The sequence below is a fragment of the Microbacterium nanhaiense genome (assembly GCF_014646015.1).
GTDB classification, from domain to species: Bacteria; Actinomycetota; Actinomycetes; order Actinomycetales; family Microbacteriaceae; genus Microbacterium; species Microbacterium nanhaiense.
The window spans coordinates 183031-208174 of record NZ_BMMQ01000006.1; the positions used below are offsets into that span (position 1 = coordinate 183031).

General features: G+C 70.0%; 16 protein-coding genes. 5 read left to right on the plus strand and 11 right to left on the minus strand.

Going from position 1 to position 25144, the window contains the following annotated elements; genetic code table 11:
• Positions 1–58: 58 nt before the first annotated feature.
• Both IEX05_RS10890 and IEX05_RS10895 read right to left on the minus strand, forming a co-directional pair.
• Entirely contained in the window at positions 59–2611 is a 2553-nt protein-coding gene (locus IEX05_RS10890) for an alpha-L-rhamnosidase (RefSeq protein WP_188701759.1), read from the minus strand.
• A 129-nt stretch (positions 2612–2740) separates the two neighbouring features.
• Positions 2741–5359 carry a family 78 glycoside hydrolase catalytic domain gene (locus IEX05_RS10895; RefSeq protein ID WP_188701761.1) on the minus strand — a complete coding sequence of 873 codons (2619 nt, stop codon included), beginning with the start codon at positions 5357–5359 and terminating at the stop codon, positions 2741–2743.
• Positions 5360–5539: 180 nt separating this feature from the next.
• On the opposite strand from IEX05_RS10895, the gene IEX05_RS10900 reads away from it, so the two are divergent.
• The 4 genes from IEX05_RS10900 to IEX05_RS10915 all read left to right on the plus strand — a co-directional run bounded on the left by IEX05_RS10900 (position 5540) and on the right by IEX05_RS10915 (position 11322).
• Positions 5540–6865 (plus strand): ABC transporter substrate-binding protein, encoded by a 1326-nt coding sequence (locus IEX05_RS10900; protein WP_188701763.1) that lies wholly within the window; start codon positions 5540–5542, stop codon positions 6863–6865.
• 70 nt (positions 6866–6935) lie between these two features.
• Complete coding sequence (locus IEX05_RS10905; protein ID WP_188701765.1) at positions 6936–7838, plus strand: carbohydrate ABC transporter permease; 903 nt, start codon at positions 6936–6938, stop codon at positions 7836–7838.
• Positions 7835–8737 (plus strand): carbohydrate ABC transporter permease, encoded by a 903-nt coding sequence (locus IEX05_RS10910; protein ID WP_188701766.1) that lies wholly within the window; start codon positions 7835–7837, stop codon positions 8735–8737. The genes IEX05_RS10905 and IEX05_RS10910 overlap by 4 nt, the downstream gene beginning before the upstream one ends.
• A 5-nt stretch (positions 8738–8742) precedes the next feature.
• Complete coding sequence (locus IEX05_RS10915; RefSeq protein WP_188701768.1) at positions 8743–11322, plus strand: family 78 glycoside hydrolase catalytic domain; 2580 nt, start codon at positions 8743–8745, stop codon at positions 11320–11322.
• 222 nt (positions 11323–11544) lie between these two features.
• On the opposite strand, the gene IEX05_RS10920 is transcribed toward IEX05_RS10915, so the two are convergent.
• Genes IEX05_RS10920 through IEX05_RS10930 form a run of 3 tightly spaced genes read right to left on the minus strand, consistent with a single transcriptional unit; the run spans position 11545 to position 16116 of the window.
• Positions 11545–12348 (minus strand): SDR family NAD(P)-dependent oxidoreductase, encoded by an 804-nt coding sequence (locus IEX05_RS10920; protein ID WP_188701770.1) that lies wholly within the window; start codon positions 12346–12348, stop codon positions 11545–11547.
• On the minus strand, positions 12338–13351 hold the full coding sequence (locus IEX05_RS10925) for a hydroxyacid dehydrogenase (protein WP_188701772.1): 1014 nt from the start codon (positions 13349–13351) through the stop codon (positions 12338–12340). Before IEX05_RS10925 ends, IEX05_RS10920 begins: the two co-directional genes overlap by 11 nt.
• On the minus strand, positions 13351–16116 hold the full coding sequence (locus IEX05_RS10930; protein WP_188701773.1) for a hypothetical protein: 2766 nt from the start codon (positions 16114–16116) through the stop codon (positions 13351–13353). The genes IEX05_RS10925 and IEX05_RS10930 overlap by 1 nt, the downstream gene beginning before the upstream one ends.
• 99 nt (positions 16117–16215) lie before the next feature.
• Between IEX05_RS10930 and IEX05_RS10935 the strand changes: the two genes are divergently transcribed.
• A complete protein-coding gene (locus tag IEX05_RS10935) occupies positions 16216–17304 on the plus strand; it encodes a substrate-binding domain-containing protein (RefSeq protein WP_188701775.1) in 1089 nt (362 codons plus the stop codon).
• On the opposite strand, the gene IEX05_RS10940 is transcribed toward IEX05_RS10935, so the two are convergent.
• From IEX05_RS10940 to IEX05_RS10965, 6 genes are all read right to left on the minus strand, one after another.
• On the minus strand, positions 17297–18196 hold the full coding sequence (locus IEX05_RS10940; RefSeq protein WP_188701778.1) for a carbohydrate ABC transporter permease: 900 nt from the start codon (positions 18194–18196) through the stop codon (positions 17297–17299). The genes IEX05_RS10935 and IEX05_RS10940 overlap by 8 nt on opposite strands.
• 6 nt (positions 18197–18202) lie before the next feature.
• Positions 18203–19150, minus strand: coding sequence for a carbohydrate ABC transporter permease (locus IEX05_RS10945; RefSeq protein ID WP_188701863.1), 948 nt, complete (start codon positions 19148–19150; stop codon positions 18203–18205).
• Positions 19150–20457 (minus strand): ABC transporter substrate-binding protein, encoded by a 1308-nt coding sequence (locus IEX05_RS10950; protein ID WP_188701780.1) that lies wholly within the window; start codon positions 20455–20457, stop codon positions 19150–19152. The genes IEX05_RS10945 and IEX05_RS10950 overlap by 1 nt, the downstream gene beginning before the upstream one ends.
• 274 nt (positions 20458–20731) lie before the next feature.
• Positions 20732–22237: an apiosidase-like domain-containing protein gene (locus IEX05_RS10955; RefSeq protein WP_188701783.1), complete on the minus strand. Its 1506-nt coding sequence runs from the start codon at positions 22235–22237 to the stop codon at positions 20732–20734.
• 26 nt (positions 22238–22263) lie between these two features.
• Entirely contained in the window at positions 22264–23091 is an 828-nt protein-coding gene (locus IEX05_RS10960; protein WP_188701785.1) for an NAD-dependent epimerase/dehydratase family protein, read from the minus strand.
• A 192-nt stretch (positions 23092–23283) separates the two neighbouring features.
• Complete coding sequence (locus IEX05_RS10965; protein ID WP_229661263.1) at positions 23284–24954, minus strand: acyltransferase; 1671 nt, start codon at positions 24952–24954, stop codon at positions 23284–23286.
• Positions 24955–25144: the final 190 nt, after the last annotated feature.

Sequence of the window (25144 nt, forward strand, 5' to 3'; positions counted from 1 at the left end):
CGGATCCCTCCCGCGAGGAGGTCCGAGATCCGTGATTTCTCCGAGATCGGTGACGCGCCTACGCCCCCGCGGTCGGCACGAGCCAGCGGTGCGCGCCGGATCCCACCTCGTGCCGGGACCCGTCCGGCAGCACCACCTCGGCGTCGGTGTTCGCCGGAATCGTCGCGCGCACCTCGATCCCGTCCGCCGTGCGCTCCCAGCCGGCGGCAGCGCGGCCGTAGGGGGTGATGTGCTCGGCGGCGGCGTGGTCGAAACCGTCGAGCGGGTGCGGCTGGACGAGGATCCTCCGGTAGCCGGGCGCCGCGGGCGCGAGGCCCGCGACGGTGCGGTGCAGCCAGTCGGCGATCGCGCCGAGCGCGTAGTGGTTGAAGCTCGTCATCTGCCCGGGGTTGATCGTGCCGTCGGGCAGCATCGAGTCCCAGCGCTCCCAGATCGTCGTCGCGCGCATCGTCACCGGGTACAGCCAGGAGGGGTTCTCCGTCTGCGTCAGCAGTGCGGTCGCCGTCTCCAGGTGCCCCGTGACCGTCAGCGCGTCCTGGATGATCGGGGTTCCGACGAAGCCGGTCCCGATGCGATGCCCGCCCTCGCGGGTGAGGGCCGCGAGCCGGTCGCCGAGCGCCTGCCGCTGATCCGGATCCGCGATCTCGAACACGATCGCGAGCGCGTAGGCGGTTTGTGCGTCGCTCATCATGCGCCCGGCGGGTGTGACGTACTCGGCGAGGAAGGCGCGGCGCACCTCCTCCGCGATCTGCGCGTACCGGGCGTGGTCCTCCGAGCGACCGAGGATCCGGGCGGCCTTCGCGACGAGGAACGTCGAGCGGAACAGGTACGCCGACGCGACGATGTCGGGATGCGTCTTCGCCTTCGCCGGCTCGGCGGGCGGGGCATCCGGATCCAGCCAGTCGCCGAACTGGGAACCGCCCTCCCAGAGCCGGCGCTCCCCCGCGAGCGAGATGAGTTTGTCGGCCCACGCCTTGGCGCTGCCGTACTGGCGCGCGAGGGTGTCGGCGTCGCCATATCGCTCGTAGATCACATCGGGCACCACAGTCGCCGCGTCGCCCCACGCCGCGGCGGGCTTGCTCACGAGGACGCTCGGGATGACCCAGGGCACCATGCCGTCGGGCTCCTGTTCGAGCGCGAGATCGCGCGACCAGGAGTCGAGGAAGCCGCGCACGTCGAAGAGGAACGCCGCCGTCGGCGCGAACACCTGGATGTCGCCCGTCCAGCCGAGTCGCTCGTCGCGCTGCGGGCAGTCGGTCGGCACCGAGAGGAAGTTGCCGCGCAGGCCCCACACCACGTTCTCGTGCAGCCTGTTGACGAGCTCGTGCGAGGTGTCGAACCAGCCGGTGCGCTCCATGTCGCTGTGCACGACGACGGCGGTGATGTCTGCCGGGTCGAGTTCCCCGGGCCAGCCGTCGATCTCCGCGTAGCGGAAGCCGTGGAAGGTGAACTCCGGCTCCCACTCCTCGATCCCGGATCCCGCGAGCGTGTAGCGATCGGTGGCCGCGGCGGCCCGCAGCGGCCGGGTCCCCAGCTCGCCGTATTCGAGCACCTCGGCGTGCCGCAGGGTGACGACGGTTCCGGCGGGCCCGGACACGCGGATCCGCAGGCGCCCCACGAGGTTCTGAGCGAAATCGAGAACGGTGCGCCCGGCGGGCGTCGTGATGACCTCGGCGACGGGGAGCTCCTGGGTGCGCCGGACGACGGGCGAAACGCGCGCGCCGGGGACGGGCATCGCGTCGACGACCTGCACCGCGGCCCAGGATCCGTCGAAGCCGGCGACGGAGGGCGACTCGGCCGGCTCGAGGCGCGCGTCGTAGCTCTCGCCCGCGTACAGTCCGCTCTCAGTGAGCGGCCCCGGGGCGGCGGTCCACTCGGGCCCCGTGGCGATCCGCTCCTCGCGGCCGTCGGCGTAATCGATCACGAGGAGGGCGGCGATGTGCGGCTGCTCGGTGTATTCGACGTGCGTGTTGCCGCGGAAGCCGTAGTTCTCTGTCGCCCAAGCTCCCGCCGCCCGGATCGCGATGGCGTTCGCCCCCGAGCGGAGCAGGGCGGTGACGTCGGTTGTCTCGTGCACGGTACGGAGCTGATAGGGCGTCCATCCCGGCTTCATGACCTGGTCGTCGACGTCGCGGCCGTTGATCGCGGCCTGATAGACGCCGACGGCGCTGGCGTAGAGGGTCGCCCGGCGCACCTCGCCGTCGAGGTCGAACTCGCGGCGGGCGGTGAACGGGCGCGCGGGCGCGCCGGGATCCGCGAGCCCGATGGTCGCGGCGGTCCACTCCCCCTCGGCGAGGAAGCCCGCGACGATGCGGCGCGGCGCGCTCCACTCGGATGCCGCGCCATCGGATCCCGTCACGCGGACGCGGAGCTCGACCTCCTCGCGCGGGGAGAGCGGGGCGAACGGCCAGGCGATGCGGGCCGAGTCGCGCCCCGCGAACTCGAGGGCGTGCACGCCGTCCGTGCGGCGAAGCTCGAGCTCGGCGCGCGCCTGGACCCATCCCGGCGTCGCGCTCTCGGTGATCCAGCCGATCGCCGGCTCGGCATCGGGGGTGTGCTCGCTTCCATACGGCGCGTCGACGGCGACGCGCGTCACGACCGGTGCGGTCATATCGATCTCTCCTTTGAGACGGGGGGTATGAGTATCGGAGAAATCACGAAACTCGGACCCTTCTCGCGAGGGGCCCCGAGTTTCGTGATTTCTCCGAGATCGGTGACGCCGGCGTGCGCCGGCGCGGGGTCACACCACGGCGGCGTGCGTGACCGTGAGGCGGTGCGTGCCGTGGCCGAGCGGGCCCGACGCGTTCACGACGGAGTCCGCGGTCGTGGGCAGGTCGAGCTCGACCGTGACGCCGAAGGGCACCTGCAGGCTGGCCTCGAGGGTGTCTCCCGTCAGGCTCCAATCGATGCCGAGGGTGCCGTAGGCCGTGTCGATCGTGGCGGTCGCGCTGGTGAGGCCCTTCGCCGGTCGCGGGGCGAGCCGGACGACGCGGTAGCCGGGCTCGGCGGGCACGAGTCCCGCGACGTTCCGGTAGACCCAGTCGATCATCGCGCCGTACGCGTAGTGGTTGAACGACAGCATGCTGCCGCCCTCCTCGGTCGACCCTGCCGCCATATCGCCCGAGTGGATCGAGCCATCGGGCTTGATCGCATCCCAGCGCTCCCAGACGGTCGTCGCGCCGCGGTCGACCTGGTAGAGCCAGCTCGGCGCCTCACGGCGCAGCAGCATCAGATACGCCTCGGCGAGGTGACCGTTGTTCGACAGCGCGTCGAGCACGATCGCCGTGCCGACGAAGCCGGTCGCGATGCGACCGTTCTCCGCCCGCACGCTCGCCGCGAGCAGATCCGCCACGCGCGCCCGCTCCGCCTCGGGAGCGAGAGCGAATTCGAGCGCGAGCGCCGCGCCCGTCTGCGTCGTGATGGCCTCCTCGCCCCACTTCTCCCAGGTGGCGGCGGCGACCCGGTCGGCCAGCTCGTCGTACGACGCGGCGGACTCGGCGGATCCGACGAGCTCCTCCGCGCGGGCGAGGATCCGGGCGGACTTCACGTAGAACGCGTTCGCGACGTAGTCGCTCGACACCTTCGCCTCCCACGGGCGCTCGCCCGGGGCGTCGGGGTCGAGCCAGTCGCCGTACTGGAAGGGCTCCGTGGGCAGGAGCACCTCGTCGCCCGCGCGGCGCCGCAGGTGCTCGACCCAGCGGCGCATCGAACGCAGCTGCTGGCGCAGCACCTCGTCGCTTCCGCCGGCCGTGTAAACGGCCCACGGCACGAAGGTCGCGGCATCGGCCCAGGCCGCGCGCCCCATGTTGTCGACGGTGACGCCGCCCATGAGCATGTCACTGCGGCGGATGATGTCGGGCACCACGCTCGCCACGCCGCCCTCGTCGGTCTGGTCGGCCTCGAGGTCGAGCAACCAGCCGCGCCAGAACGACTCGGCGTCCATCAGCGTCGATGCCGTCGGGGCGAAGGCGAGGGCGTCACCCGTCCAGCCGAGGCGCTCGTCGCGCTGCGGGCAGTCGGTGGGCACGGAGACGAAGTTGTCGCGCTGCGACCAGAGCACGTTCGAGTGGAACTGGTCGAGGGCACCGGACGAGGAGCGGAACGTCGAACGGACCGGCAGGTCGGAGGAGATCGCGATCGCCGTGGCCGAGACGACCTCGGCACCCGTGACCTCCGCGTGCTGGAAGCCGTGGAAGGTGAAGCGCGGCTCGAGCGTCGTCTCGCCGTCCGAGGCGAGAACGTAGCTGTCCGTCGCCTTCGCACTGCGCAGCGCCGCGGTGTGCAGGTCTCCGGAGGGTTCGAGGATCTCGGCGTGCCGGATCGTGACGACATCCCCCTCGCGGCCGCGGACCACGAGCCGGACCCAGCCGCTCACGTTCTGGCCCGCATCGAACTGCACGGATCCATCGCGCTCGGTGCGGCGCATCGGCAGCTCCGCGACGGTGCGGACGGGCGGCGCGGAGCGCGGCTCGAAGCGCGACAGATCCGCCTCGATCACCTCGGCGGCCGTCCACGCGCCGTCGTCGAAGCCGGTCTCGTGCACGCCGTCGGGGGCGAGGCGCAGGTCGATGTCGGATCCGTCGTAGATGCTGGCGGCGCGGGTCGCGCCGAAACCGCCGCGCCAGGAGGCGTCGGTGGCCACGAGCACGCCGTCCTCCGTGTCGATCTGCGCGAGCGCGCCCGAGCGATCGCCGTAGATCCGGGTGCGATCGGCGAAGCCCATGCGCCCCCGGTACCAGCCGTCGCCGACCTCGAGCACGATCGTGTTGCCGCCCTCGCGGAGGAGCGCCGTCACGTCGAGCGTGTCGACGAGCACGCGCTTGCCGTAGGAGGTCCACCCCGGCGTGAGGTGGGCGTCGCTCGCCCGCACGCCGTTGATCCACGCGTCGACGAGGCCGAGCGCCGACAGGCGCAGCCGAGCGCGCTCGGGCAGCGCCCGCACCGTGAACTCGCGGCGCAGGATCGCGGCGGGGCCCTCAACCTCGCTGGGGATGCCGATGACCTCGGCCTCGTAGGCGTCGAGACCGGCCTCGACGATGAGCTCGTCGCTCCACGCCGTCCACCCGTTCTCGGTGGCGATGCGCACCGCGAATCGGCGCCGCTCGCCCGCGGGAATGTCTCCCGCGGGGACGGCGACCTGCGCGGCCCCGGGCGTCACGGATCCGGGCCGCAGCTCGCCGCCCTCGGATCCGGCGGCGAGCTGGTAGGCGAGCTGCGACACGCCCGGCCGCGCGGTGACGCGCCAGGTGAGACGCACGCCCTCGCCCGGCACGCCGATGAGGCCCGCGCCGTGCTGCGAGCGCAGCGCGACGACGCGCGTGGTGGGGTCGGAACTCGAGAAATCGGGGATGGCCGCCATGGCTCATGTCCTTTCGTCCGCGCGGCGTCGCGCAGGAATCGATTTGGTAACTGTCGTTGACTCTCGTCGACGTCTCTGCAAAAGTTGCGTGCGTTGAATGGTTTCAACTTGCGATACATTCAACCACGTCGGCCTCACAGGAGAGGCCGATGTGGATCAGCTTTTACATGGAGGTAAGAGATGAAGAACTCCCCCACCAGGAGGCTCCTGCTCGGCACCGTCGGTGTCGCGGCGCTCGCCCTTCCGCTTGCCTCGTGCAGCGTGGGCAGCATCGGCGGCGGCGACGGCGGCAACGCCGACGGCCTCGAGATCAGCGTGCTCATCGCATCGTCCGGCGAGGGTGCCGAGACGATTCAGGCCATGGGCGAGGCCTTCACGGCCGCGAACCCCGACATCACCGTCACGGTCGAGACCCAGCCCGGCGGCGGCGAGGGCGACAACCTGATGAAGACCAAGCTGTCGACCGGCGAGATGAACACGATCTTCGGGTACAACTCGGGCTCGCAGCTGCAGGGCCTGAAGCCCGACGAGAACCTCGTCGACCTGAGCGACCAGCCCTGGGTCGCCGATCTGACCGAGGACATGAAGACCGTCGTCTCGGGCGAGAACGGCCTCTACGGCACGCCGCTCGGCGCGTCCTTCGGCGGCGCGGTGCTCTACAACAAGGCGATCTACGAAGAGCTGGGCCTCGAGGTCCCGCAGGACTGGGCGAGCTTCGCGGCGAACAACGAGGCGATCAAGGAGGCCGGTTACGACGCGGTGATCCAGTCCTACGGCGACCCGTGGACGAGCCAGCTCTGGGTGCTCGGGGACTTCGCGAACGTCGCCGCTCAGGATCCGGAGTGGGCCACCGAGTACACCGCCAACAACCGGTCCTACACCGAGCAGCCCGCCCTCCAGGGCCTGCTCAACCAGCAGGAGGCCGCCGAGTCCGAGTGGTTCAACGAGGACTACGCCTCGGTCCTCTACGACGACGCGCTCGCCAAGCTCGCGAACGGCGAGGGCGCGCACTACCCGATCCTCACCAACGCGATCTCGGCCATCGCGCAGAACACCCCCGACAAGGTCGAGGACATCGGCGTGTTCGCGCTCCCGGCCCAGAACGCCGAGGACACCCGCCTGTCGATCTGGCTGCCCAACGCGCTCTACATCCCGACCTCGACCGAGGGCGAAGAGCTCGAGGCGGCGAAGAAGTTCCTCGAGTTCGTGAACTCGCCCGAGGGCTGCGAGATCCAGAACGAATACCTCACCCCCGGTGGCCCCTACGCCACGAGCGCGTGCACGCTGCCCGACGACGCTCCCCCGATGATCGCCGACATGCAGGCGTACGTCGACGGCGGGCTCTCGGCCCCGGCTCTCGAGTTCCTCTCGCCCATCAAGGGCCCGGCGCTCGAGCAGCTGACGGTCGAGGTCGGATCCGGCATCACCACCGCCGAGAAGGCCGCCGCGGAGTACGACGCCGACGTCGTCAAGCAGGCCAAGCAGCTCGGCATCGACGGCTGGTAAGCCGACCACTGTGCGCGGGCCCGCGTCGCGGGCCCGCGCTCACCATTTTTTCGACACGAGGAATTCCGAGATGACAACCACGGCCGCTGCGCCCCCGCGCCGCCGCTCCCGGAAGGGAATGGCGAGTTCCTACCCCACCTGGTTCTATATCCCGTCCGCTGTGCTCTACGTCGTGCTGTTCGGCGTACCGACCCTCGCGGGCTTCTACTTCAGCCTCACGCGCTGGGACCTGACGAACGCCGAGTTCATCGGCCTGGAGAACTACGTGCAGTTCTTCACCGAGTCCCGCCTGCTCAAGGGCTTCATCAACACCTTCATCTACGGCTTCGTCACGTCCGGGCTCAAGGTCGTTCTCGGGCTGGCGCTCGGCCTGCTGCTGACCAGCTCGATCCTCGGGCGCGGCTACCTGCGCTCCACGGTCTTCTTCCCCGTGCTCGTCTCGACGATCGGCATTGGCATCACCTTCAAGGTGCTGATGGATCCCTTCGACGGCCTCATCAACCAGGCCCTCGCGACGATCGGCATCAACGGCCCCGCGTGGCTGACCGACACCTCCTGGGCGCTCTTCTCGGTCGCGCTCGTCGACGTCTGGAAGGGCGTCGGCATCGCGACGCTCATCTACATCTCGGGCCTCGTCGCGATCCCCCGCGACTACTACGAGGCGGCCCGCGTCGACGGTGCGAACGCCTGGCAGCGGTTCCGCACCATCACGCTGCCGCTCGTGCAGCCGGCGACCGCGACCGTCGTCCTGCTGTCCCTCATCGGCGGCCTCCGCTCCTTCGAGCTGATCTGGGCCATGACCAAGGGCGGCCCGGGCTTCACGACCGACGTCATCGCCTCCGTCATCTACAAGCAGTACCAGTCGGGCTTCTTCGGCCTCTCCACCGCCGGCAACGTCGTGCTCTTCCTCGTCGTCACCGCCATCGTCATCCCCGTGCAGTACGTGCTGAACAAGAGGCAGGTCGAGGCATGAGCGCCACCCAGGTCATCACCACGAAGGGCGCGTCCGCGCGCCACACGAACCGCCGGCCGCTCACGCTGCGCCGATTCACGACCCGCTATCTCGTCGGCATCATTGCGATCCTCGTCTCGATCGTCGTCTTCATCGTGCCGTTCCTGTTCATCATCCTCACCGCGGTCAAGAACCCGCAGGAGGCCTCGCTGCTCGAGTTCTCGCTGCCGCAGCAGGGCTGGCACGCGTGGGAGAACATGGTCGAGGTGCTGCAGACCCGCAACTTCATGGTTCTGCGGGCCTTCATCAACTCGACGACCCTGACGGTCGGATCCGTCACCATCATGGTCGTCTTCGCGGCCATGGTCGGCTACATCATGCAGCGCCGCCAGTCGAAGTGGAACGCGGTCATCAACCTCTTCGTCCTCGCGGGCCTCATCGTGCCGCCCGCCATCGTGCCGACCATCTGGGTCCTGCAGGGCATCGGGCTGTTCAAGACCATGCCGGGCATGATCCTCATCGAGGTCACCTTCGGCCTGTCCTTCTGCATCCTGCTGTTCCGCTCGTTCATCGGCACGATCCCGCGCGAACTCGACGAAGCCGCCGTGATCGACGGCGCGGGCCCCATGCGCCTGTTCTTCACGATCATCCTGCCGTTGCTGAAGCCGATCGCGATCACGGTGATCGTGGTGCAGGCCGTGAGCGTGTTCAACGACTTCACGAACCCTCTGTACTTCTTCCCGGGCGACGAGAACGTCACCCTGCAGCTGACGCTGTACAACTTCCAGGATCAGACGCTGAACCAGTGGAACCTGCTGTTCATGAACATCCTGCTCATCACGATCCCCCCGCTCATCATGTACATCTTCTTCAACCGCCAGATCGTCGAGGGCATGACCTCTGGCGCGGTGAAGGGCTAAGGACTATGACCATCGTTCCCTCCGCACCCCGTTTCGAGCACCTCGCCGAGCCCCTCGGCATCGGCGTGGCCGCGCCCCGCATCAGCTGGACGACCGACGCGCCCGCCGGGTGGACGCAGGCCGCCTACGAGATCGAGATCCGCCGCGGATCCGCGACCGCGACGAGCGGCCGCGTTGAGTCGGCCGAACAGATCCTCGTACCGTGGCCGGCGGATCCGCTGGCGAGCCGCGAGCGCGCGGAGGCGCGCGTGCGGCTGTGGGGATCCGACGGATCCGCCTCCGACTTCGGCGCGTGGGCCGCCGTCGAGGCGGGCCTGCTCGACGCCGCGGACTGGGCGGCGGTCGCCGTCGGCGCGGCGTGGGAGGAGAACGAGGACAAGGATCTGCGCCGACCGCCGCTGGTGCGCCGGGCCTTCGCGGTGTCCGGGGTGGCGAGCGCGCGCCTCTACATCACCGCCCACGGTGTCTACGAGGCGGAGATCAACGGCCGGCGCGTCGGCAACGACACGCTCAATCCGGGCTGGACGGTGTACTCCGAACGCCTGCGCGTGCACACCTATGACGTCACGGACCTGCTCTCCGACGGCGAGAACGTCATCGGCGCGTGGCTCGGCGACGGCTGGTACCGCGGACGCCTCGGATTCACGCACCACGGCCACACCTTCGACATGTACGGCGACGACCTCTCGCTCATCGCGCAGCTCGAGGTCACGCACGCCAATGGATCCGTCACCACGATCGCGACCGACGCATCGTGGGAGGCGCACCCGTCTCCGATCCTGCGCTCGGGGCTCTACGACGGCGAGGCGTACGACGCCCGGCAGGAGGTCGAGGGGTGGTCGGCACCGGGATCCTCGCGCGAGGGATGGTCGGCCGTCGCCACGCGACCCGCGCACCCGGAGCGCTTCGTCGCACCCGAGGGGCCGGCGGTGCGCTGCACGCAGACCCTGCACCCCGTCGAGGTCCTCACCTCGCCCGCCGGTCACAGGATCCTCGACTTCGGCCAGAATTTCACGGGCCGCGTGCGGATCACGGTGCGCGGCGAGGCGGGCGACACCGTGACGTTGCGCACGGCGGAGGTGATGCAGGAGGGCGAGATCTACACCCGGCCGCTGCGCGCCGCGAAGTCGACCGACGTGTACACCCTGAAGGGCGGCGGCGCCGAGACGTGGGAGCCGCGCTTCACGACGCACGGCTTCCGCTTCGTCGAGGTGACCGGCTGGCCCGGATCCGTGGAGGACGCCGTCGCGGAGGGCGCGTTCGAGGGGCGCGTCTACCACTCGGACATGACCCGCACGGGCTGGTTCGAGTCCTCCGACGAGTCGCTGAACCGATTGCACGAGAACGTCGTGTGGGGCACGCGCTCGAACTTCGTCGACATCCCGACCGACTGTCCGCAGCGCGACGAGCGCCTGGGCTGGACGGGCGACATCCAGGTGTTCGCCCCGACCGCGGCTTTCCTCTTCGACGTGTCGGGCTTCCTCTCGAGCTGGCTGAAGGACCTCGCCGTCGAGCAGCGACGCGAGGGCACGGTGCCCTGGTACGTGCCGGTCATCCCGGGAGGTCCGATGTGGACCCCCACGCGCCCCGGCGCGGTGTGGGGTGACGCCGCGGTGCTGACGCCGTGGACGCTGTACGAGCGCTTCGCGGACGACGGGGTGCTGCGGGAGCAGTACGACAGCGCCCGCGGCTGGGTCGACCAGGTCGAGGCCCTCGCGGGTCCGTCGCGCCTGTGGAACACCGGCTTCCAGCTCGGCGACTGGCTGGATCCGGCCGCGCCGCCGCACGACCCCGCGGACGCCAAGACCGACAAGTACCTCGTCGCCACCGCCTACTTCGCCTGGTCGGCGCGGCGCCTCGCCGACACCGCCGCCGTGCTGGGGCGCGCGGACGACGCGGCGCGCTACGGGTCGCTCGCCGACGAGGTGCGCGACGCGTTCGTCGGCGAGTACTGGGACGAGTCGTCCGGCCGCCTCACGAGCGACGCGCAGACCGCGTACGCGCTCGCGATCCGCTTCGATCTGCTGGAGGGCGAGCGGCGAGCGGCCGCGGGCCGGCGCCTCGCCGAGCTCGTCGCCGAGGGAGGCAACCGCATCGCCGTCGGCTTCGCGGGCGTCAACGTCGTCGCCGACGCCCTCAGCGCGACGGGGCACGCGGGCGCCGCCTTCGACCTCCTCTTCGAGCGCGAGTGCCCGTCGTGGATGTACATGGTGGATCAGGGAGCGACGACGATCTGGGAGCGCTGGGACAGCCAGATGCCCGACGGCACCGTCAACCCCGGGCGCATGACGAGCTTCAACCACTACGCGCTCGGATCCATCGCCGATTGGCTGCACCGGGAGGTCGCGGGGCTCTCCCCCGCCGATCCCGGCTACCGGCGGATCCGCTTCGCGCCCACGCCCGGCCCGCTCGCCTCGGCGAGGGCCGTGCACCTCACCCCGTACGGGGAGGCCTCGATCGCGTGGACGCACGCCCAGGGCGCGCTTTCGGTCGAGGTCACCGTGCCGACGGGCTCCACCGGGGTGGTGGAGCTCCCCTCCGGAAGCCACGAGGTCGGCCCCGGCACCCACCACTTCTCGAGCTGACCGCCACCCTGGCTCGTCCCACGCCGTTGAAATGACACTTATGAGGGGTAAATGCCCGCCAGGACCCCCAATAAGTGTCATTTCAACGGCGTGGCTCGGGGCGGGCGCGGGCCCGGCGCGGCGTGGGGCCCGGCCCGGGCGTGGGCTCGGCCGGGCGTGGCTCGACCCGGGCATGGGCGCGGGGCGCGGGCTCGTCCCGGGCGTGGGCTCGGGGTTACTCGTTCACGGGGTGGAGGGGATGAGGCGGGGCTCGGCCGCGGGTGGGCGGGCCTGGGCCGTCAAGCCGCCGTCGGCCGTGAGCACGGATCCCGTGAGGTAGGACGCCTCGGGCGAGGCGAGGAACGCTACGACCGCCGCGATCTCCTCGGGGCGGCCGGGGCGGCCGAGCGGGATCAGCGAGGCGTCGCCGCCGTCGTAGCTCTCGTGTGCGATCGCGCCCGGGGCGACGGCGTTCACGCGGATCCCGAGGTGCGCGAGCTCCAGGGCCGCGACGCGCGTGAACGATTCGATCGCGCCCTTCGTCGCGTCATAGGCCACGGCCGAGCGATGGGCCCTGCTCGCCCCGATCGAGGAGACGTTGACGACGGCGGGAGCCTCCGAAGATCTCATGAGCGGCACCGCGCCCATCGTGCACAGGAAGGTGCCGCGCGCGTTCACCGCGAAGATCCGGTCCCAATCGGACAGCGTCACGCGCTCGATCGGCACGCGCCCCGCGAGCGAGAGCGCCGCATTGTTCACGAGAACGTCGAGCCGGCCATACTCCCGCTCGACGCGCGAGAACATCGCGTCGACCTGATCCGGATCCGAGATGTCGGCGTCGATGCCGATCGCCTCGGGCAGGGTTTCGGCGAGCGCCGCGGCCTCGCCCGGCACGATCCCGTTGACGACGACCGCCGCACCGTCCGCCGCGAACCGGCGGCACATCGCCGCCCCGAGGTGCCGGCTGCCGCCCGTGACGAGGACGACGGGGTGAGCCGCGCCCGGCCGCGGCGGGGCGCCGACCGCGGACGCTGCCTCACGCGACATGGGCCATGTCCTCCTCGCGGATCTGGTGCTCGAGCGCCTCGCCCGCGATGAAGCGGTCGAGCTCGTCGAGCGCGAGGTCGCTCATCCGCAACCGTTCGGTGCCGAGGGATCCCGCGACGTGCGGGGTGATCATGACGTTCGGCAGGTCGTACATCACCGAGTCGGAGTGCAGCGGCTCCGGATCCGTCACGTCGAGGATCGCGTTGAGGCGTCCCGAGCGGCACTCGGCCTCGAGCGCGGCGGTGTCGATCAGCGAACCGCGCGCCGTGTTGATGACCGTCGTGTGGTCGCCGAGCGCCGCGAGCTGCGCCGCGCCGATCATATGCCGCGTCTCCGGCAGTTCGGGCGCGTGAATGCTGAGGATGTCGACGGCGCCCAGCATCTCGTCGAGCCCGACGAGCTCGGCCCCCGCGGTGGCGACGGCGGCCGGATCCGCATACGGGTCGGTGACGAGGCAGCGCACCCCCTCGAGCCGGTCGACGAGACGGTTCACGACGCGGCGACCGATGCGCGAGAAGCCGACGATGCCGACCGTGAGCCCGACGGTGCTGAGCGGGCCCCAGCGCAGGGTCTCGTTCCAATCGGAGCGGCGCACCCGCCCCTCGCCGGCGAGGAACGGTGCCTTCTTCCCCGCCATCACGACGGCGGCGTAGGTGTACTCCGCCACGGGATCCGCGTTCGCGTCGGCCGCGCTTGAGAGCACGATGCCGCGCGCCCAGAACTCGTCGGTCACGAGCGGCCGCACGCTGCCCGCGCAGTGCAGCACGGCGCGCAGCCTCGGCATGAGCGCGAGGCGCTCGTCGGTGAGGCGCGAGGCGCCCCAGCTCGTGATCAGCACCTCGGCCTCGGCGAGCGCGTCCCGCCCCGCCGGATCCTCGAATCGGGGGATCCATTCGGGCGCCGTCGGCGCCGCGACGCGGCCGAGCCGCTCGCGGCGCCGGGCGTCGAACTGCTCGTTCCAGGTGTCGCGCGACATGAGCGCGACGACGGCGGGTCCGGCCATCAGTGGGATCCATTCGTGGGTGTGGTGTAGAGCCAGTCGAGCATGCCCTGCGAGTTCTTCTCGTCTCGCACGACGCGGCCCGTGAAGCGCTGATCGGCGACCGTCGCTCCGAGGATCAGGAAGGATCCCTTGCCGAGCGCGACGGTGTGCTCGCCCTTCTCGTAGCGGAAGGCGTGCACGTCGACGGCGGCGATGCCGGATCCGGCGATCGCCCCGACGAGCACGGGGTCGAGACCGCCGCGCTCGTCGGCGTGCGTGTCGGTTTCGAGCGAGGGAACGCGCAGCCAGTTGTCGCTCTCGCCCTTGAGGTATCCGATCAGCAGGTGACCGTCCTCCGGCATCGTGAGGCGCAGCGGCAGCTGCCCGTCGCCTCCGATGACGCGCGGGATCCGCGCCCCGCGGAGGCCGTCGAGCTCGGGGGCGAGATCGACGATCGCGTCGTCGGATCCGGTGAACAGCCGCGCGCCGCGCTCGATCACGACGGGCTCGAGGTCCGGCCCGTCGATCCGCGCGTCGATCTCGGTGAAGCGCGGCTGCGGCGGGATCGGGGTGATGTCGGGCATGCCGTTCGCGACGATGCCGCGCACGTTCGCCGCGAGGTCCCGCGCCTCCCGCTCGAACTCGGGCAGGCACGCGGACCAGTGGCCGAAGTCGAAACCGTTGCGGAAGGGCACCTGCCGCTGCGGGGTGCGCATGCTGTTCGCGTAGAGGTAGGCGGGGCCCGCGATGTCGGTCAGCCGCCGGTAGACCTCGACGCTCTCCGCGACGAGCTCGCTCGCGCGCACGAGCCGCTCCGTCTCGGACTGCCTCTCGCGGAACACGCCGATCTGGACGGCCGCCTCGATGCGCAGCGCGTAGAAGTGCGCGATCGCCGCGAGTGCCTCCGCGTCGGTCGTGAGGCGGGAGAGCTCGTCGAGGTCGCGTGCCGCGGCGGCGCGGGCGCGTTCGACGGCGGCGAGCGCGCGCTCGGCGAAGATCACCGCTTCTCGGGCGACGTCCACGGGGGTCTCGCCCACGTGACCGGATCCGCGGGCCTCGCGGATCGCGTAGGGTTCGAGGCGTTCGCCGCCCGGGGCGTGCGACTCCCACAGGTCGTCCCAGGTGCGGTGCGCGGCCGAGTTGGTGAGCTGGCTCATCGTCATGCCGAGGCTGAAGGTCTGGCGGTTGCCCTCGGTGATGCCGACGCGGCGCAGCAGCCGCGGCGCGATCTGGCCCGACTGCTCATAGAGCTCGAACACGGCCGCCCCGGCCTCCGGGGATCCGTACTTCTCGGCGAGGATCGCCGTCCAGTAGGCGCGCTCGGCGGCGGGATCCCGGTCGGCCTTCCATGCGTAGCGATGCCAGGCGGCGAACCAGAAGCGGTCGCGCTCGATCTGCAGCAGGCGCGGCTCGGCCGCGTCGGGCGAATACGGCCAGTCCCAGTAGAACAGGGGGTACAGGTGAAGGCCGCGCACGTGCAGGCGGTGCACCATCGCCTGCACGCTCCGCTGGATGAACGAGAAGGCCGCGTACCGGAACGGTTCGAGGTCGGCGAGGATGTGCACGTTCGCGATGTGCACCGTCGCCTTCGTCGCGAGCATGCGGTGCTGCTCCTGCCATTTCCCGCGGGGGTTCCAGGTCGTCAGCGACTCGCCGTTGTACTTCGCCTCCGTGTAGAGCGTCGGCACGCGGTGGCGGGCCGCCTCGACGATCCGCTCCGGATCCAGACCGTGGCTGCGCAGCATGAGCGGCGGGCGGTCCTCGGGGGCGATGTTCGCCGAGCCCTCCTCGACGGCGGGGATGATGGTCTCGAAGAGCCACTCCTCGCCGTGCAGCACGCCGTTGAGCACCTCGCCCAGGCACACGTAGAGGCCCATCCGGGGGTACTCGCGCACGAAGGCGGAGATCGCGGCGCGGGTGTACGCGGAGACGAGCTCGGTGGGCTGGGGCTGGCGGTGCGGGATGCCGTGGTGCCGCGAGAAGCTCAGCGGGACGTGGATGTTGTAGAAGTGCAACATCAGCTGGATGCCGCGGCGATCGGCCTCGCCGAGCAGCCAGTTCAGGGTTGCGCGGTTGAGGGCGAGCTCCTCCCGCGTCACCTCGAGCGCCTCGGGGTAGTCGGGCAGCTCGACGAAGGACGAGAACGGGTGCCCGCTCCAGAGGTAGACGATGTTGGAGCGCTGGTCGAAGAGCTCGTCGAGCACCCGGGTCCAGTGCTCCCGGTCGTAGAACCACGCGAAACGGTCGGGCGTCACGGGGTATTCGTACACCTGGCGCTCCGGTTCGACGGTCGTCTTCTGCAAGCCGATGGCGGGGCCGCGCACGACGAGGTCGGGGCTCTCGCCGCGATCGAGTTCGAGCGGGATCCGCCCCTCGCGCGCCACCTCGCGGGCGAGCTCCTGGGCACCGTAGAGCAGGCCGGAGTCGTCGATCGCCGTCACGACGACGACGTCGCCGGGGAGGCGCGAGAGGTAGTAGCCCTGCTCGGCGGGCGGCTCGGTGTTGTACAGCAGCACGTCCTGCTCTTCGAGCCGACGGATCCGCGCGTCGGCGCGCGGGGCGACGAGGATCCGCCAGACGCCCGTCTCGCCGGGCCCCGGCTCGTCGAGCTCGGCGAGACCCGCGCCGCGGAGCGCCGAGCGCAGCAGCTCGAGCCCGTATGCGAGTCGCGGCGAGGGATCCGCGACCGTGGCGACGGCGAAGCGCCGGGCCTCGCCGCCGAAGGCTCGGGCGGTCACGGGGTACAGGGGCGCGACGTCGTCGTGCGCGCCGGTGGCGTCAGTCATGGATTCCACTTCCTCGATTGCCGGGTCTACCGACATTTCATACGATGTTTGAGGCCGGTCGAACAGATTCGGTCACGATCGAAACCACAGGCGGCCTCGATGACACTTGCCCCACGCGCCGGCTTCGCCGAGCAACGGCGCGACGAGCTGCTGCGCGAGCTGCGGGCGCACGGCGCGATCCAGGTGACCGAGATGTCGAAGCGACTCGGCGTCTCGGAGGTCACGCTGCGCCGCGACGTGAACGCCCTCGTCGATCTCGGCATCGCCGACCGCGTGCACGGCGGGGCGATCCTCCGCGACGTGCCCGGCCGCGCGGCCTCCCCGCGCGCGAACGCGCCGCGCTTCACGATCGGGATGGTCGTTCCGAGCACGAACTACTACTGGCCGACCGTGTTCGCCGACGCCAGGACGATGGCCGAGGAGATGGGCGTGCGACTCGTCGTGCGCGCCTCGACCTACGACATCGCCGACCACCAGAAGCAGATCGCCCTGCTGATGGCGCAGGGGGTGCAGGCGCTCATCGTGGCGCCCGCGACCGACGCCCCCGAGGCCGACCGCCTGCTGCACTGGCTGGACCGCCTCGAGATCCCCGTCGTGCTCGCCGAGCGCGTGCCCGTCGATCCGCGCGAGTTCGGCACGCTCGAATGGGCCGCGTCAGACCACGCCGCGGGCGCGCGGCTCGCGGTCTCCCACCTGGTCGAACTGGGCCACGAGCGCATCGGCCTCTTCGACCTCGGTGCCTCGAACCCCACCGTCCCGCAGCTGCGGCGCGGGTGGAGCGACGAGCTCGCCCGGCACGGCATCAACCCGCGGGTGCAGCTCCAGGGCGATTCGCGCGCGTTCGCGACCGAGGCTCGCGACGCCGCCATCGACGAGGCGCTCGATCGGTGCGCCGAAACGCAGACCACGGCGCTCGTGATCCTGCCGGATCCGTACGCCGTGTTCTTCGCGCAGCGCGCCGTCGAACGCGGCGTGCGGATCCCCGAGGACCTCGCGATCGTCGCCTACGACGACGAGGTCGCCCACACGGCGGATCCGCCGCTGACGGCCATCCGGCCGCCGAAGCGGCACGTGGGGCGCCTGGTCGTCGAGCTCGCCGTCGCTCAGCTCGCCGAGGGGGCCCGGCGCCCGCCCCACCGCGTGCACGTCGGGGCGCAGCTGGTGGTGCGGGCGTCGACGCTTACTTGAGGCCCGTGGTCGCGATGCCGTTGATGAGGTACTTCTGCCCCGCGATGAAGAACCCGATCACCGGCGCGAGCGAGATGACGCTCATCGCGAAGATCTGCCCCCACGAGCTCTGGCCCTCGGTGTTCATGAACTGCTTCAGCGCGAGCGGCACCGTGTAGAGGTCCTGGTTCGTGAGGTACAGCAGCGGACCGAAGAACTCGTTCCACGAGCCGATGAAGGTGAAGATCGCGCTCGTCGCGAGGGCGGGAACGCACAGCGGCAGGACGATGCGGAAGTAGATCGAGAAGGATCCGCAGCCGTCGATGCGCGCGGCGTCGTCGAGCTCGCGCGGGAGGGCCCGCATGAACTGCACCATGAGGAAGATGAGGAACGCGTTCGTCGCGAGGAAGGTCGGCACGATGAGCGGGAGGTAGGTGTTCAGCCACCCCATCTTCGCGAAGATGACGTACTGGGGCACCAGCAGCACCTGCGAGGGCAGCATCATCGTGCCGAGCATGAGGGCGAACATGCCCTTCCGGCCGCGGAAGTCGAGGCGCGAGAAGGCGTAGGCGGCCATGCTGCACGAGATCAGGTTGCCCGTGATCGTCAGCACGCACAGCAGCAGCGAGTTGAGCATGTACACCTGGAACGGGCGCTCGAGCGCGTTCCAGCCCTCGACGTAGTGGGTGAAATCCCAGTGCTCGGGCCAGATCGAAAGGCTCGAGAAGATCTCGCCGTCGGGTTTGAAGGATGAACCGAGCAGCCAGAGCAACGGGTAGAGCATGATCGCGCCGACGGCGATCACGAAGAGGTGCCGGAGGAACCTCGACCAGGGCTGCGAGGTGCGGCGGTAGAAGGATCCGCCGCGACGGCGCGGCCTGCGCACCGTGACGAGTTCTGTGATGGTTGCCATGTCCGCTCAGTTCTCGTAGTGCACCCAGTACCGCTGGGCGTAGAAGTTGATTCCCGTGAAGGCCGCGATGATCAGCAGCAGCAGCCAGGCCATCGCCGAGGCGTAGCCCATGTTGAAATTCTGGAAGCCCTGCTGGTACAGGTACAGGTTGTAGAACATCGTCGACCCCGCGGGTCCGCCCGTGCCGCCCGAGACGACGAACGCCTGCGTGAAGGTCTGCAGGGCGCCGATGAGGGCGAGCACGAGGTTGAAGAAGATGACGGGGCTGATCATCGGGAGGGTGATCGACCAGAACTGGCGACCGCGGCGCGCGCCGTCGACGGCCGCCGCCTCGTAGAGCTCCTGCGGCACCTGGCGGAGGGCCGCGAGGAAGATCACCATGGGCGATCCGAACGACCACACCTCGAGGCTGACGAGCACGCCGAGCGCGGTGTCGGGGTTCTGGATCCACGACCCGTGCTCGATGCCGAAGAGGCCGAGGAGGTGGTTGACGATGCCGTCGGCGCCGAAGATGGCGCGCCACAGCATCACGATCGCGACGGATCCACCGAGCAGCGACGGCAGGTAGTAGATCGAGCGGTAGATCGGCAGCCCTCGCATGCCCTTGTTCAGAACGACCGCGACCAGCAGCGCGGCGGCGAGCGAGATCGGCACCGAGATGAAGGTGTAGGTGAACGTCACGCCGAGAGCCTGGTGCAGCTTCTGGTCGGCGAGCACCGTCTTGATGTTGTCGAGGCCCGTGAAGGTCGGCGACGTCAGCAGGTCGTAGTCGGTGAACGCCAGATAGAGCGAGATGAAGAACGGAACAAACGTCAGCAGCACGCCGCCGAACCACGGCAGCAGGAAGACGTATCCGGCCTTGTCGGACTTCCTCTTGCGCCGAGGCCGCGAGGCCGCGGAGACAGACGGGGTCTGCTCCGCGGCCTGCGGGTGCGCGTCGAGCGCGGTGGTCATCACTCGCCCAGGATGCTGGCGGCGGCGTCGACGAAGGCCTGGGCGCCTTCCTCGGGGGTGACCTGTCCGAACTTCACCTGGTCGCCGATGCTCGAGAGCTCCTCGCGCAGCTCGGCGGATCCGGCCGGGTCCGGCACGGGCGCCTTCAGGTCGAGCTCCGAGAGCTCGATGATCTCGTCGAAGGCGATCTTGTCGTCCTCGCTCTGCGTGTCCGCCATCGCGGCGGAGACGTCGGCGTTCGCGGGTTGCCCGTGCGTGCTGCCGAGCAGGGCCGCGCCCTCCGGGTCGTTCACGATGAAGTTCAGCACCTTCGCGGCGTCCTCCGCGTCGCCGGACGATGCCGCGATCGACCAGTACAGGGCCGGGATGACCTGCTGGCCGCGCTGGGTCGCCTCCGACTCGCCCGGGTAGTGTCCGAGCTCGAGCCCGCCGCCGGCGACCTCGTTGAAGACAGCGTAGGAGTTCGTGGGGATCGACCCGATGGCGATGAAGCCCTGGCCGAGCGACGACTGGTCGGCCGCGGCGCCAATGGCGTCGAGGGCGTCGGGCTCGGGCTGGGCGCCGACCTCGACGGCGTGCAGGTACATCTCGAACCATTCCTGCACCGTCGCGGCCGTGAAGGCGGGCTTGCCGTCGGCGTCCCACAGGTCTTCGCCGTGCTGGCGCAGCCAGATGCCGAGGTTCGAGATCTCCCCCATCGGGATGTCGACGCCGTACACCTCGCCACCGCTCGCCTCGGTGACCTTCGCGGCCGTGTCGATCATCTCGTCCCAGGTCCACGTGTCCATGTCGGGGACCTCGATGCCGTACTCCTCGAGGATGTCGGCCCGGATCGCGTAGCTGAACGAGGTGATGCCGCCGGGGATGCCGTAGAGCTTGTCGCCGACCTTGCCCGATTCGAGCACCGACTCGGGGATCGCGCTGGTGTCGATCGCGTCGATGTCGCTCAGGTCGAGCAGCACGCCGCGATCGGCGTAATCGCGGAGCGTCTCGCGCTCCTGGCGCATGAGATCCGGGGCGTCGCCCGAGGCGAAGCGGATCGTCATCTTCTGCATGTACTCGCCGCCCGACTGGTAGTCGGTCGTGATCTTGACGTCGGGGTTCGCCTCATTGAAGAGGTCGAGCGCCTCCTGGATGCTGGCGGCGCGATCGGCGTCGCCCTTCCAGACGACCTCGACCTCGCCCGTGCTCTCGGCGGGCTTCGTCGCGTCCGCGGGGGTGTCGCCGATGCCGCATCCGGCAAGCAGCAGCGCCCCGGTCGTGAGCGCGAGGCCGGTCGTCATCGTTCGCGTGAACGTAAAAGTCATCGTTGACTCCTTGGTTGTGGCGCGTGGGGTCGCGCACCCCAAGATTCATACGATGACTGAAACCGAACAACCGAACCGATCACACTCGAAACCGAAGGTGTGATGTTTCCCCGATACGTGCCGACCAGACCCGAGCCGAGCCACCCGAGCCCAGCCGAGCCGTTGAAATGACACTTTTGAGGGGTCGCGACGCATCGCGACCCCTCAAAAGTGTCNGACCCCTCAAAAGTGTCATTTCAACGGTGGTGGGCGCGAGTGGGGGCGCCCGGGGCGGCTAGATGAGGTCCGTGCGGGTGATTCGGACGGCGATCGCTTCGCCCTCCGGGAGGGCGATCGGCTCGGTGCCCGCGAAGGCGTAGTCGCGGTGCACCTCGTCGATCTCGACCTCGCCGGCGCGGGTGATCGTCATGTTCCAGGTGTCGATGATGTCGATCACGAAGCGGTCGCCCTCCTCCGGCGCCTCGCTCATGTAGTGCGAGATGGGGATCCGCACGCGCCACGACGCCGGCGCCGTGCGCCCGAAGTAGATGAGGTACTGCTTGCGGCCCCAGCCGACGCCGAGCTCCGGGTCGTCCCACTTGTCGATCGGATCGAGACCCGGCACGACGAGGTCGTCGAGGATCCCGCGCAGGAAGCCGATGCGGGCGGGCGAGGATCCGCGGAGCTTGCCGCCCTCGACGATCTGCAGGCTGCCGCTCTCGGTCTCAAAGCTCTCGCCGTGCGAGGCGTAGCAGCCCTCGATCGTGACGTTCCAGAAGCGGTCGACGAGTTCCTCGCCGGAGAGCTGGCCCCAGCGGGCCTCGGCGTTGCCCTCGTACTTGATCTCGTCGAGCACGATGGGCTTGTAGTACGCGTCGCGGTAGATGCGCGCACGGCCCGGCTGCTCCGTGGCGAAGCCGTTCTGGATCGACGCGTGTGTGACCCACGGGCGGTTGTTGTCGAAGATGTGCACCCAGTTGTGGATGGACCGCGGGTGCTGCGAGGGGTCGATGTCGGCGATGAGCTGGCCGAGGCGGTCCCAGCGCTCCTCCGGGCGGAGGAGCTGGTCGTACTCGTTACACAGCGACCACCACACGTTCGGGAAGGCCGCGAGCCGCGCGACGAGGTAGCGCGCGTAGATCGCGTCCTCCTCCTCGCTCAGCTCGTTGAGGCCGAACACGCCCCGGTCGTAGGCGTTGAGGATCAGGACATCGGCCTCGATGCCCGCCTCGCCGAGGGCGCGGACGGCGCCGTCGAGCCTCTGGAAGAACTCGGGCACGGGTCGCGTCACGTCCCACCGGCTATCGGTCTTCTCGAACGGCATGAGCTCGGGGCTGTGCTCAACGGATCCACCCGCCTGCGGGAAGACCATGAAGCGCAGCTTGTTGAACCGCGCCTCGACGAAGGACGCGATCGTGTCGGAGTAGAGCGGCTCCTCCTGGTGGAGCCAGTTGTACGCGGTGCCGCCGACGGGGCGGAAGGGCGTGCCGTCGGCGTGCGCGAAGTGGAAGGTATGCGCCACGCGCACCGGACCGTGCCCCTCGGCCGCGCCGACCTCGACGGATCCCTCGACCCGGTCCAGCGCCGTGCGCGCGTCCTCGACCGCCCAGGACCAGGATCCGCTCTTCTCCGGCAGGAAGCGGGCGCGGTAGTCGCGGTCGCCGTCCCAGAATCCGGCGATCGTGACCTCGTCGCCGTCGGAGTGGCGCAGGCGCACCGTGAACGGGGCCGTCGCGATGACCGGCAGCGCGTTCTCGCCACGGAAGGAGAGCTCGATGGGCTGGTACAGGGCGTAAGACATGGATCCTCTTCGATCGGGGACGGGGTTCAGCGCCAGTCGTGCTCGGCGGCGAAGCCGAGCTCGGCCTGGATCTTGCGGGTGGACATCAGGGATTCGTACTCGCCGAGATCGTCGGCGATGGGGGTGCCGGGGAACCATCGCTCGGCAACGATGCGCGAGGGATCCGCGGTGCCGGACGTGGGCGCGGCGACGTTGTAGACGCGGAAGCCCGGGCGGGGCTTCGCGAGAGCGAGCGACACGGCGAGGGCGCCGTCGCGGGCGTCGACCCAGCTCCCGATGAGGTCGCGGCGGTAGCCCGGCTCGGCGGCGCGGGCGAAGGTGTCGTATTCGTTCTCGGCGACGACGTTCGTGAAGCGCAGCGCCGTGTACGAGGTCCGACCCCAGCGCGCGAGCTGCCCCACGATCGCCTCCTCGGCGACCTTGCCCAGCCCATAGGTGTTGTTGGCGCTGGTATAGCTCTCGTCGACCGGGAGCGCGGGCGGCGCCTCGTCGAAGGGGAACCCCATGGCGGTGATGCTCGACGCGAACACGACGTTGTCGATGCCGACGCGATGCGCCGCGTGCAGCACGTTGAAGGTCGCCGTGACATTGGTGTGGAAGGTCGCGGCGTCGGGCACGAGCCCGTTGACGGGGATCGCGGCGAGGTGCACGAGCGCGTCGAGACCGTCGTGCCGGGCCGTGACGCCGAGGAGGGCGTCGAGCGTCTGGCCGTAGTCGCCGAGGTCGACCCTCGTGAAGCCGGCGCCGGGCGGCCCCACGAGGTCGAAGCCGATCACCTCGTGCCCCTCGCCGCGCAGGCGGTCGACTGTCGCGCGGCCGAGCTTGCCGCTGCTTCCGGTGACGCCGATGATCATGTCCCGCCCCTTTGTGGGTGAATGAAAATTCTCTGGTGATTATCCTAACAGTGGCGGGTCCGCCGGGCGGGTGTCCCCTGTCGCGAGATTCTGACAATGACGCGAGATTCTGACGATTTCGGCGATTCCGCCGGATCTCAGGCGATCGTCAGAATCTCGGCTCGGCGCACCCGCCGCTGCCGGATCTCCGCCTCAGGCCCCGAGGATCTCGGCGGGCTCGGGGCGGTGCACGCCGCCCGGCCGGTAGCCGAGAACACTCGAGATGCCAAGCAGATCCGCGAGCAGCCAGATGATCGCGAGCCACATCTCCGTGCCCTGCAGGCCCGGCCTCTGCGTCTCGCGCTGCGGCCCGCTCGTAGCCGCCGCGAAGGGGAAGCCCTCACCCGGGACCCAGTGCGTCAGCGCATCCTCGAGCAGGAGATTCGCGACGCGGCGGATCTCGTCCGCCCGATAGTCGGGGGCGTCCTTCCGGGCGAGCCACAGCGGGTGCGCGACATCGAGCACGTTGCAGGCGTTCTGATTCTGCCGGTCGAAGAACCGCCCCTCGCGGGCGTGGGCGAGGACCGTGTCGATCACGCGCTGCGGCCGAGCAAGCGGCACGCCGAACTGGGCGTAGCTGCCGCGCGAGGCGCGGTAGAAGCCGTTCACGAGCTGCAGGTCACCGTCGCCCGTGCCGGGCGTGCCCCACATTCCCGTGCGCGGATCCGTGTGCGCGGTCAGCCACCCGAACAGCGCCACGGCGGTCGCCTCGCTCCCCGGGGTGTTCTTCCTGCGGTTCCAGAGCAGCGCCGTGCCGAGCGCGTCGGCGTAGTTGCCCGCCGTCCAGGGCCGCCCCTCCCACGGCAGCGCCTCGAGATACGCGAGCGTGCCGTCCGCGCCCAGCTCGTCGAAGGCGGCGATCGGGTGCGCGAACGACGAGCCCAGCACGTCGAGGGCGTAGCCGACGCTGAGGATCGAGTACGGCGACTCGCTGTCGACGAGCGCCATCCCGCTCGGATCCGGGCGCCCCGCCGCGTCGAGCGGCGGCACGAGACCCGTCTCCGGATCCTGCAGCCCGCGCAGGCGCGCGACGTGCTCATCCGCCTCGAGCTGCGGCGGCACGCCGCCCAGCAGGTAGGCGGCGATCTCGACGGCGTCGCAGTGCGCGCGCACCGTCGGATCCGCGCCCGGCTTGTCGAGATAGCGCTCGCCGTCCCACGAGCGCGCGAGGATCGCGGGCACCTCGGCCCGCGCGGTCTCGGCGAAGGCCGCGACACGGGTCGCGAGATCGCCCTGCGGGGCGTCGGGCTTCACGCGCCACTTGCGCACGCGTGCCGGATTGCCCGCGACGACCGCGCCCGCGGGCACGTCCTTCGTGACGATGGATCCCGCCGCGATCATCGCGCGGTCCCCGACCGTGACGCCGTCGACGATCATGACGTGGGATCCGACCCACACGTCGTCGCCGATCGTGATGCCCTTCGCGGTGAGCGGCTGCTTGAACACCCAGGTGTCCGCGTCCTCCATCGTGTGATTGAAGGCGAGGATCGACGTGTGCGCCCCGATCCGCACGGCGTTGCCGAGCCGGACTTCGCCGCGCACCACGGTGAACGGGTTGATGGTGCAGTTCGTGCCCGTCAGGAGCGTGCCCGTCACGTAGGCGTGGCCGGCGATGTACGAGCTGTCGCCGAGCTCCATGCGATCCATCTGCACGGCGGCGATCTCGGAGACGAAGCAACGCTCCCCGATGCGTACCTCCGGGTTCTGGCGCATCGCCTCGGCCTGCAGCTCGACCTGACGGGCCTTCGCCTCGTCGTCGGCGTCGCTCCAGAAGAACCACGGCGAGTAGTCGAAGTGGTTCTTGTCGAACGGAGAAGTCGTCATCGTCATCCCTTCAGGCCTCCGCTGAGGAGGTCGAGTCGCCAGAAGCGCTGCAGCCACAGTACGAGCGCGAGGAGCGGGATCACCGAGATCGCCGCTCCCGTGATAGTCAGCGTATAGAGTGCGGCCTCGCTCGCGAGACCGCGCCCAGCCGACCGTATCGGCGACCCACATGCCGAACAATTGAACCGAT

What these genes read in the sequence shown, in the direction of transcription:
- IEX05_RS10890 (WP_188701759.1), bottom strand. Translation starts at nt 2,611, where the DNA reads ATGACCGCACCGGTCGTGACGCGCGTCGCCGTCGACGCGCCGTATGGA.
- IEX05_RS10895 (WP_188701761.1), bottom strand. Translation starts at nt 5,359, where the DNA reads ATGGCGGCCATCCCCGATTTCTCGAGTTCCGACCCCACCACGCGCGTC.
- IEX05_RS10900 (WP_188701763.1), top strand. Translation starts at nt 5,540, where the DNA reads ATGAAGAACTCCCCCACCAGGAGGCTCCTGCTCGGCACCGTCGGTGTC.
- IEX05_RS10905 (WP_188701765.1), top strand. Translation starts at nt 6,936, where the DNA reads ATGACAACCACGGCCGCTGCGCCCCCGCGCCGCCGCTCCCGGAAGGGA.
- IEX05_RS10910 (WP_188701766.1), top strand. Translation starts at nt 7,835, where the DNA reads ATGAGCGCCACCCAGGTCATCACCACGAAGGGCGCGTCCGCGCGCCAC.
- IEX05_RS10915 (WP_188701768.1), top strand. Translation starts at nt 8,743, where the DNA reads ATGACCATCGTTCCCTCCGCACCCCGTTTCGAGCACCTCGCCGAGCCC.
- IEX05_RS10920 (WP_188701770.1), bottom strand. Translation starts at nt 12,348, where the DNA reads ATGTCGCGTGAGGCAGCGTCCGCGGTCGGCGCCCCGCCGCGGCCGGGC.
- IEX05_RS10925 (WP_188701772.1), bottom strand. Translation starts at nt 13,351, where the DNA reads ATGGCCGGACCCGCCGTCGTCGCGCTCATGTCGCGCGACACCTGGAAC.
- IEX05_RS10930 (WP_188701773.1), bottom strand. Translation starts at nt 16,116, where the DNA reads ATGACTGACGCCACCGGCGCGCACGACGACGTCGCGCCCCTGTACCCC.
- IEX05_RS10935 (WP_188701775.1), top strand. Translation starts at nt 16,216, where the DNA reads ATGACACTTGCCCCACGCGCCGGCTTCGCCGAGCAACGGCGCGACGAG.
- IEX05_RS10940 (WP_188701778.1), bottom strand. Translation starts at nt 18,196, where the DNA reads ATGGCAACCATCACAGAACTCGTCACGGTGCGCAGGCCGCGCCGTCGC.
- IEX05_RS10945 (WP_188701863.1), bottom strand. Translation starts at nt 19,150, where the DNA reads ATGACCACCGCGCTCGACGCGCACCCGCAGGCCGCGGAGCAGACCCCG.
- IEX05_RS10950 (WP_188701780.1), bottom strand. Translation starts at nt 20,457, where the DNA reads ATGACTTTTACGTTCACGCGAACGATGACGACCGGCCTCGCGCTCACG.
- IEX05_RS10955 (WP_188701783.1), bottom strand. Translation starts at nt 22,237, where the DNA reads ATGTCTTACGCCCTGTACCAGCCCATCGAGCTCTCCTTCCGTGGCGAG.
- IEX05_RS10960 (WP_188701785.1), bottom strand. Translation starts at nt 23,091, where the DNA reads ATGATCATCGGCGTCACCGGAAGCAGCGGCAAGCTCGGCCGCGCGACA.
- IEX05_RS10965 (WP_229661263.1), bottom strand. Translation starts at nt 24,954, where the DNA reads ATGACGACTTCTCCGTTCGACAAGAACCACTTCGACTACTCGCCGTGG.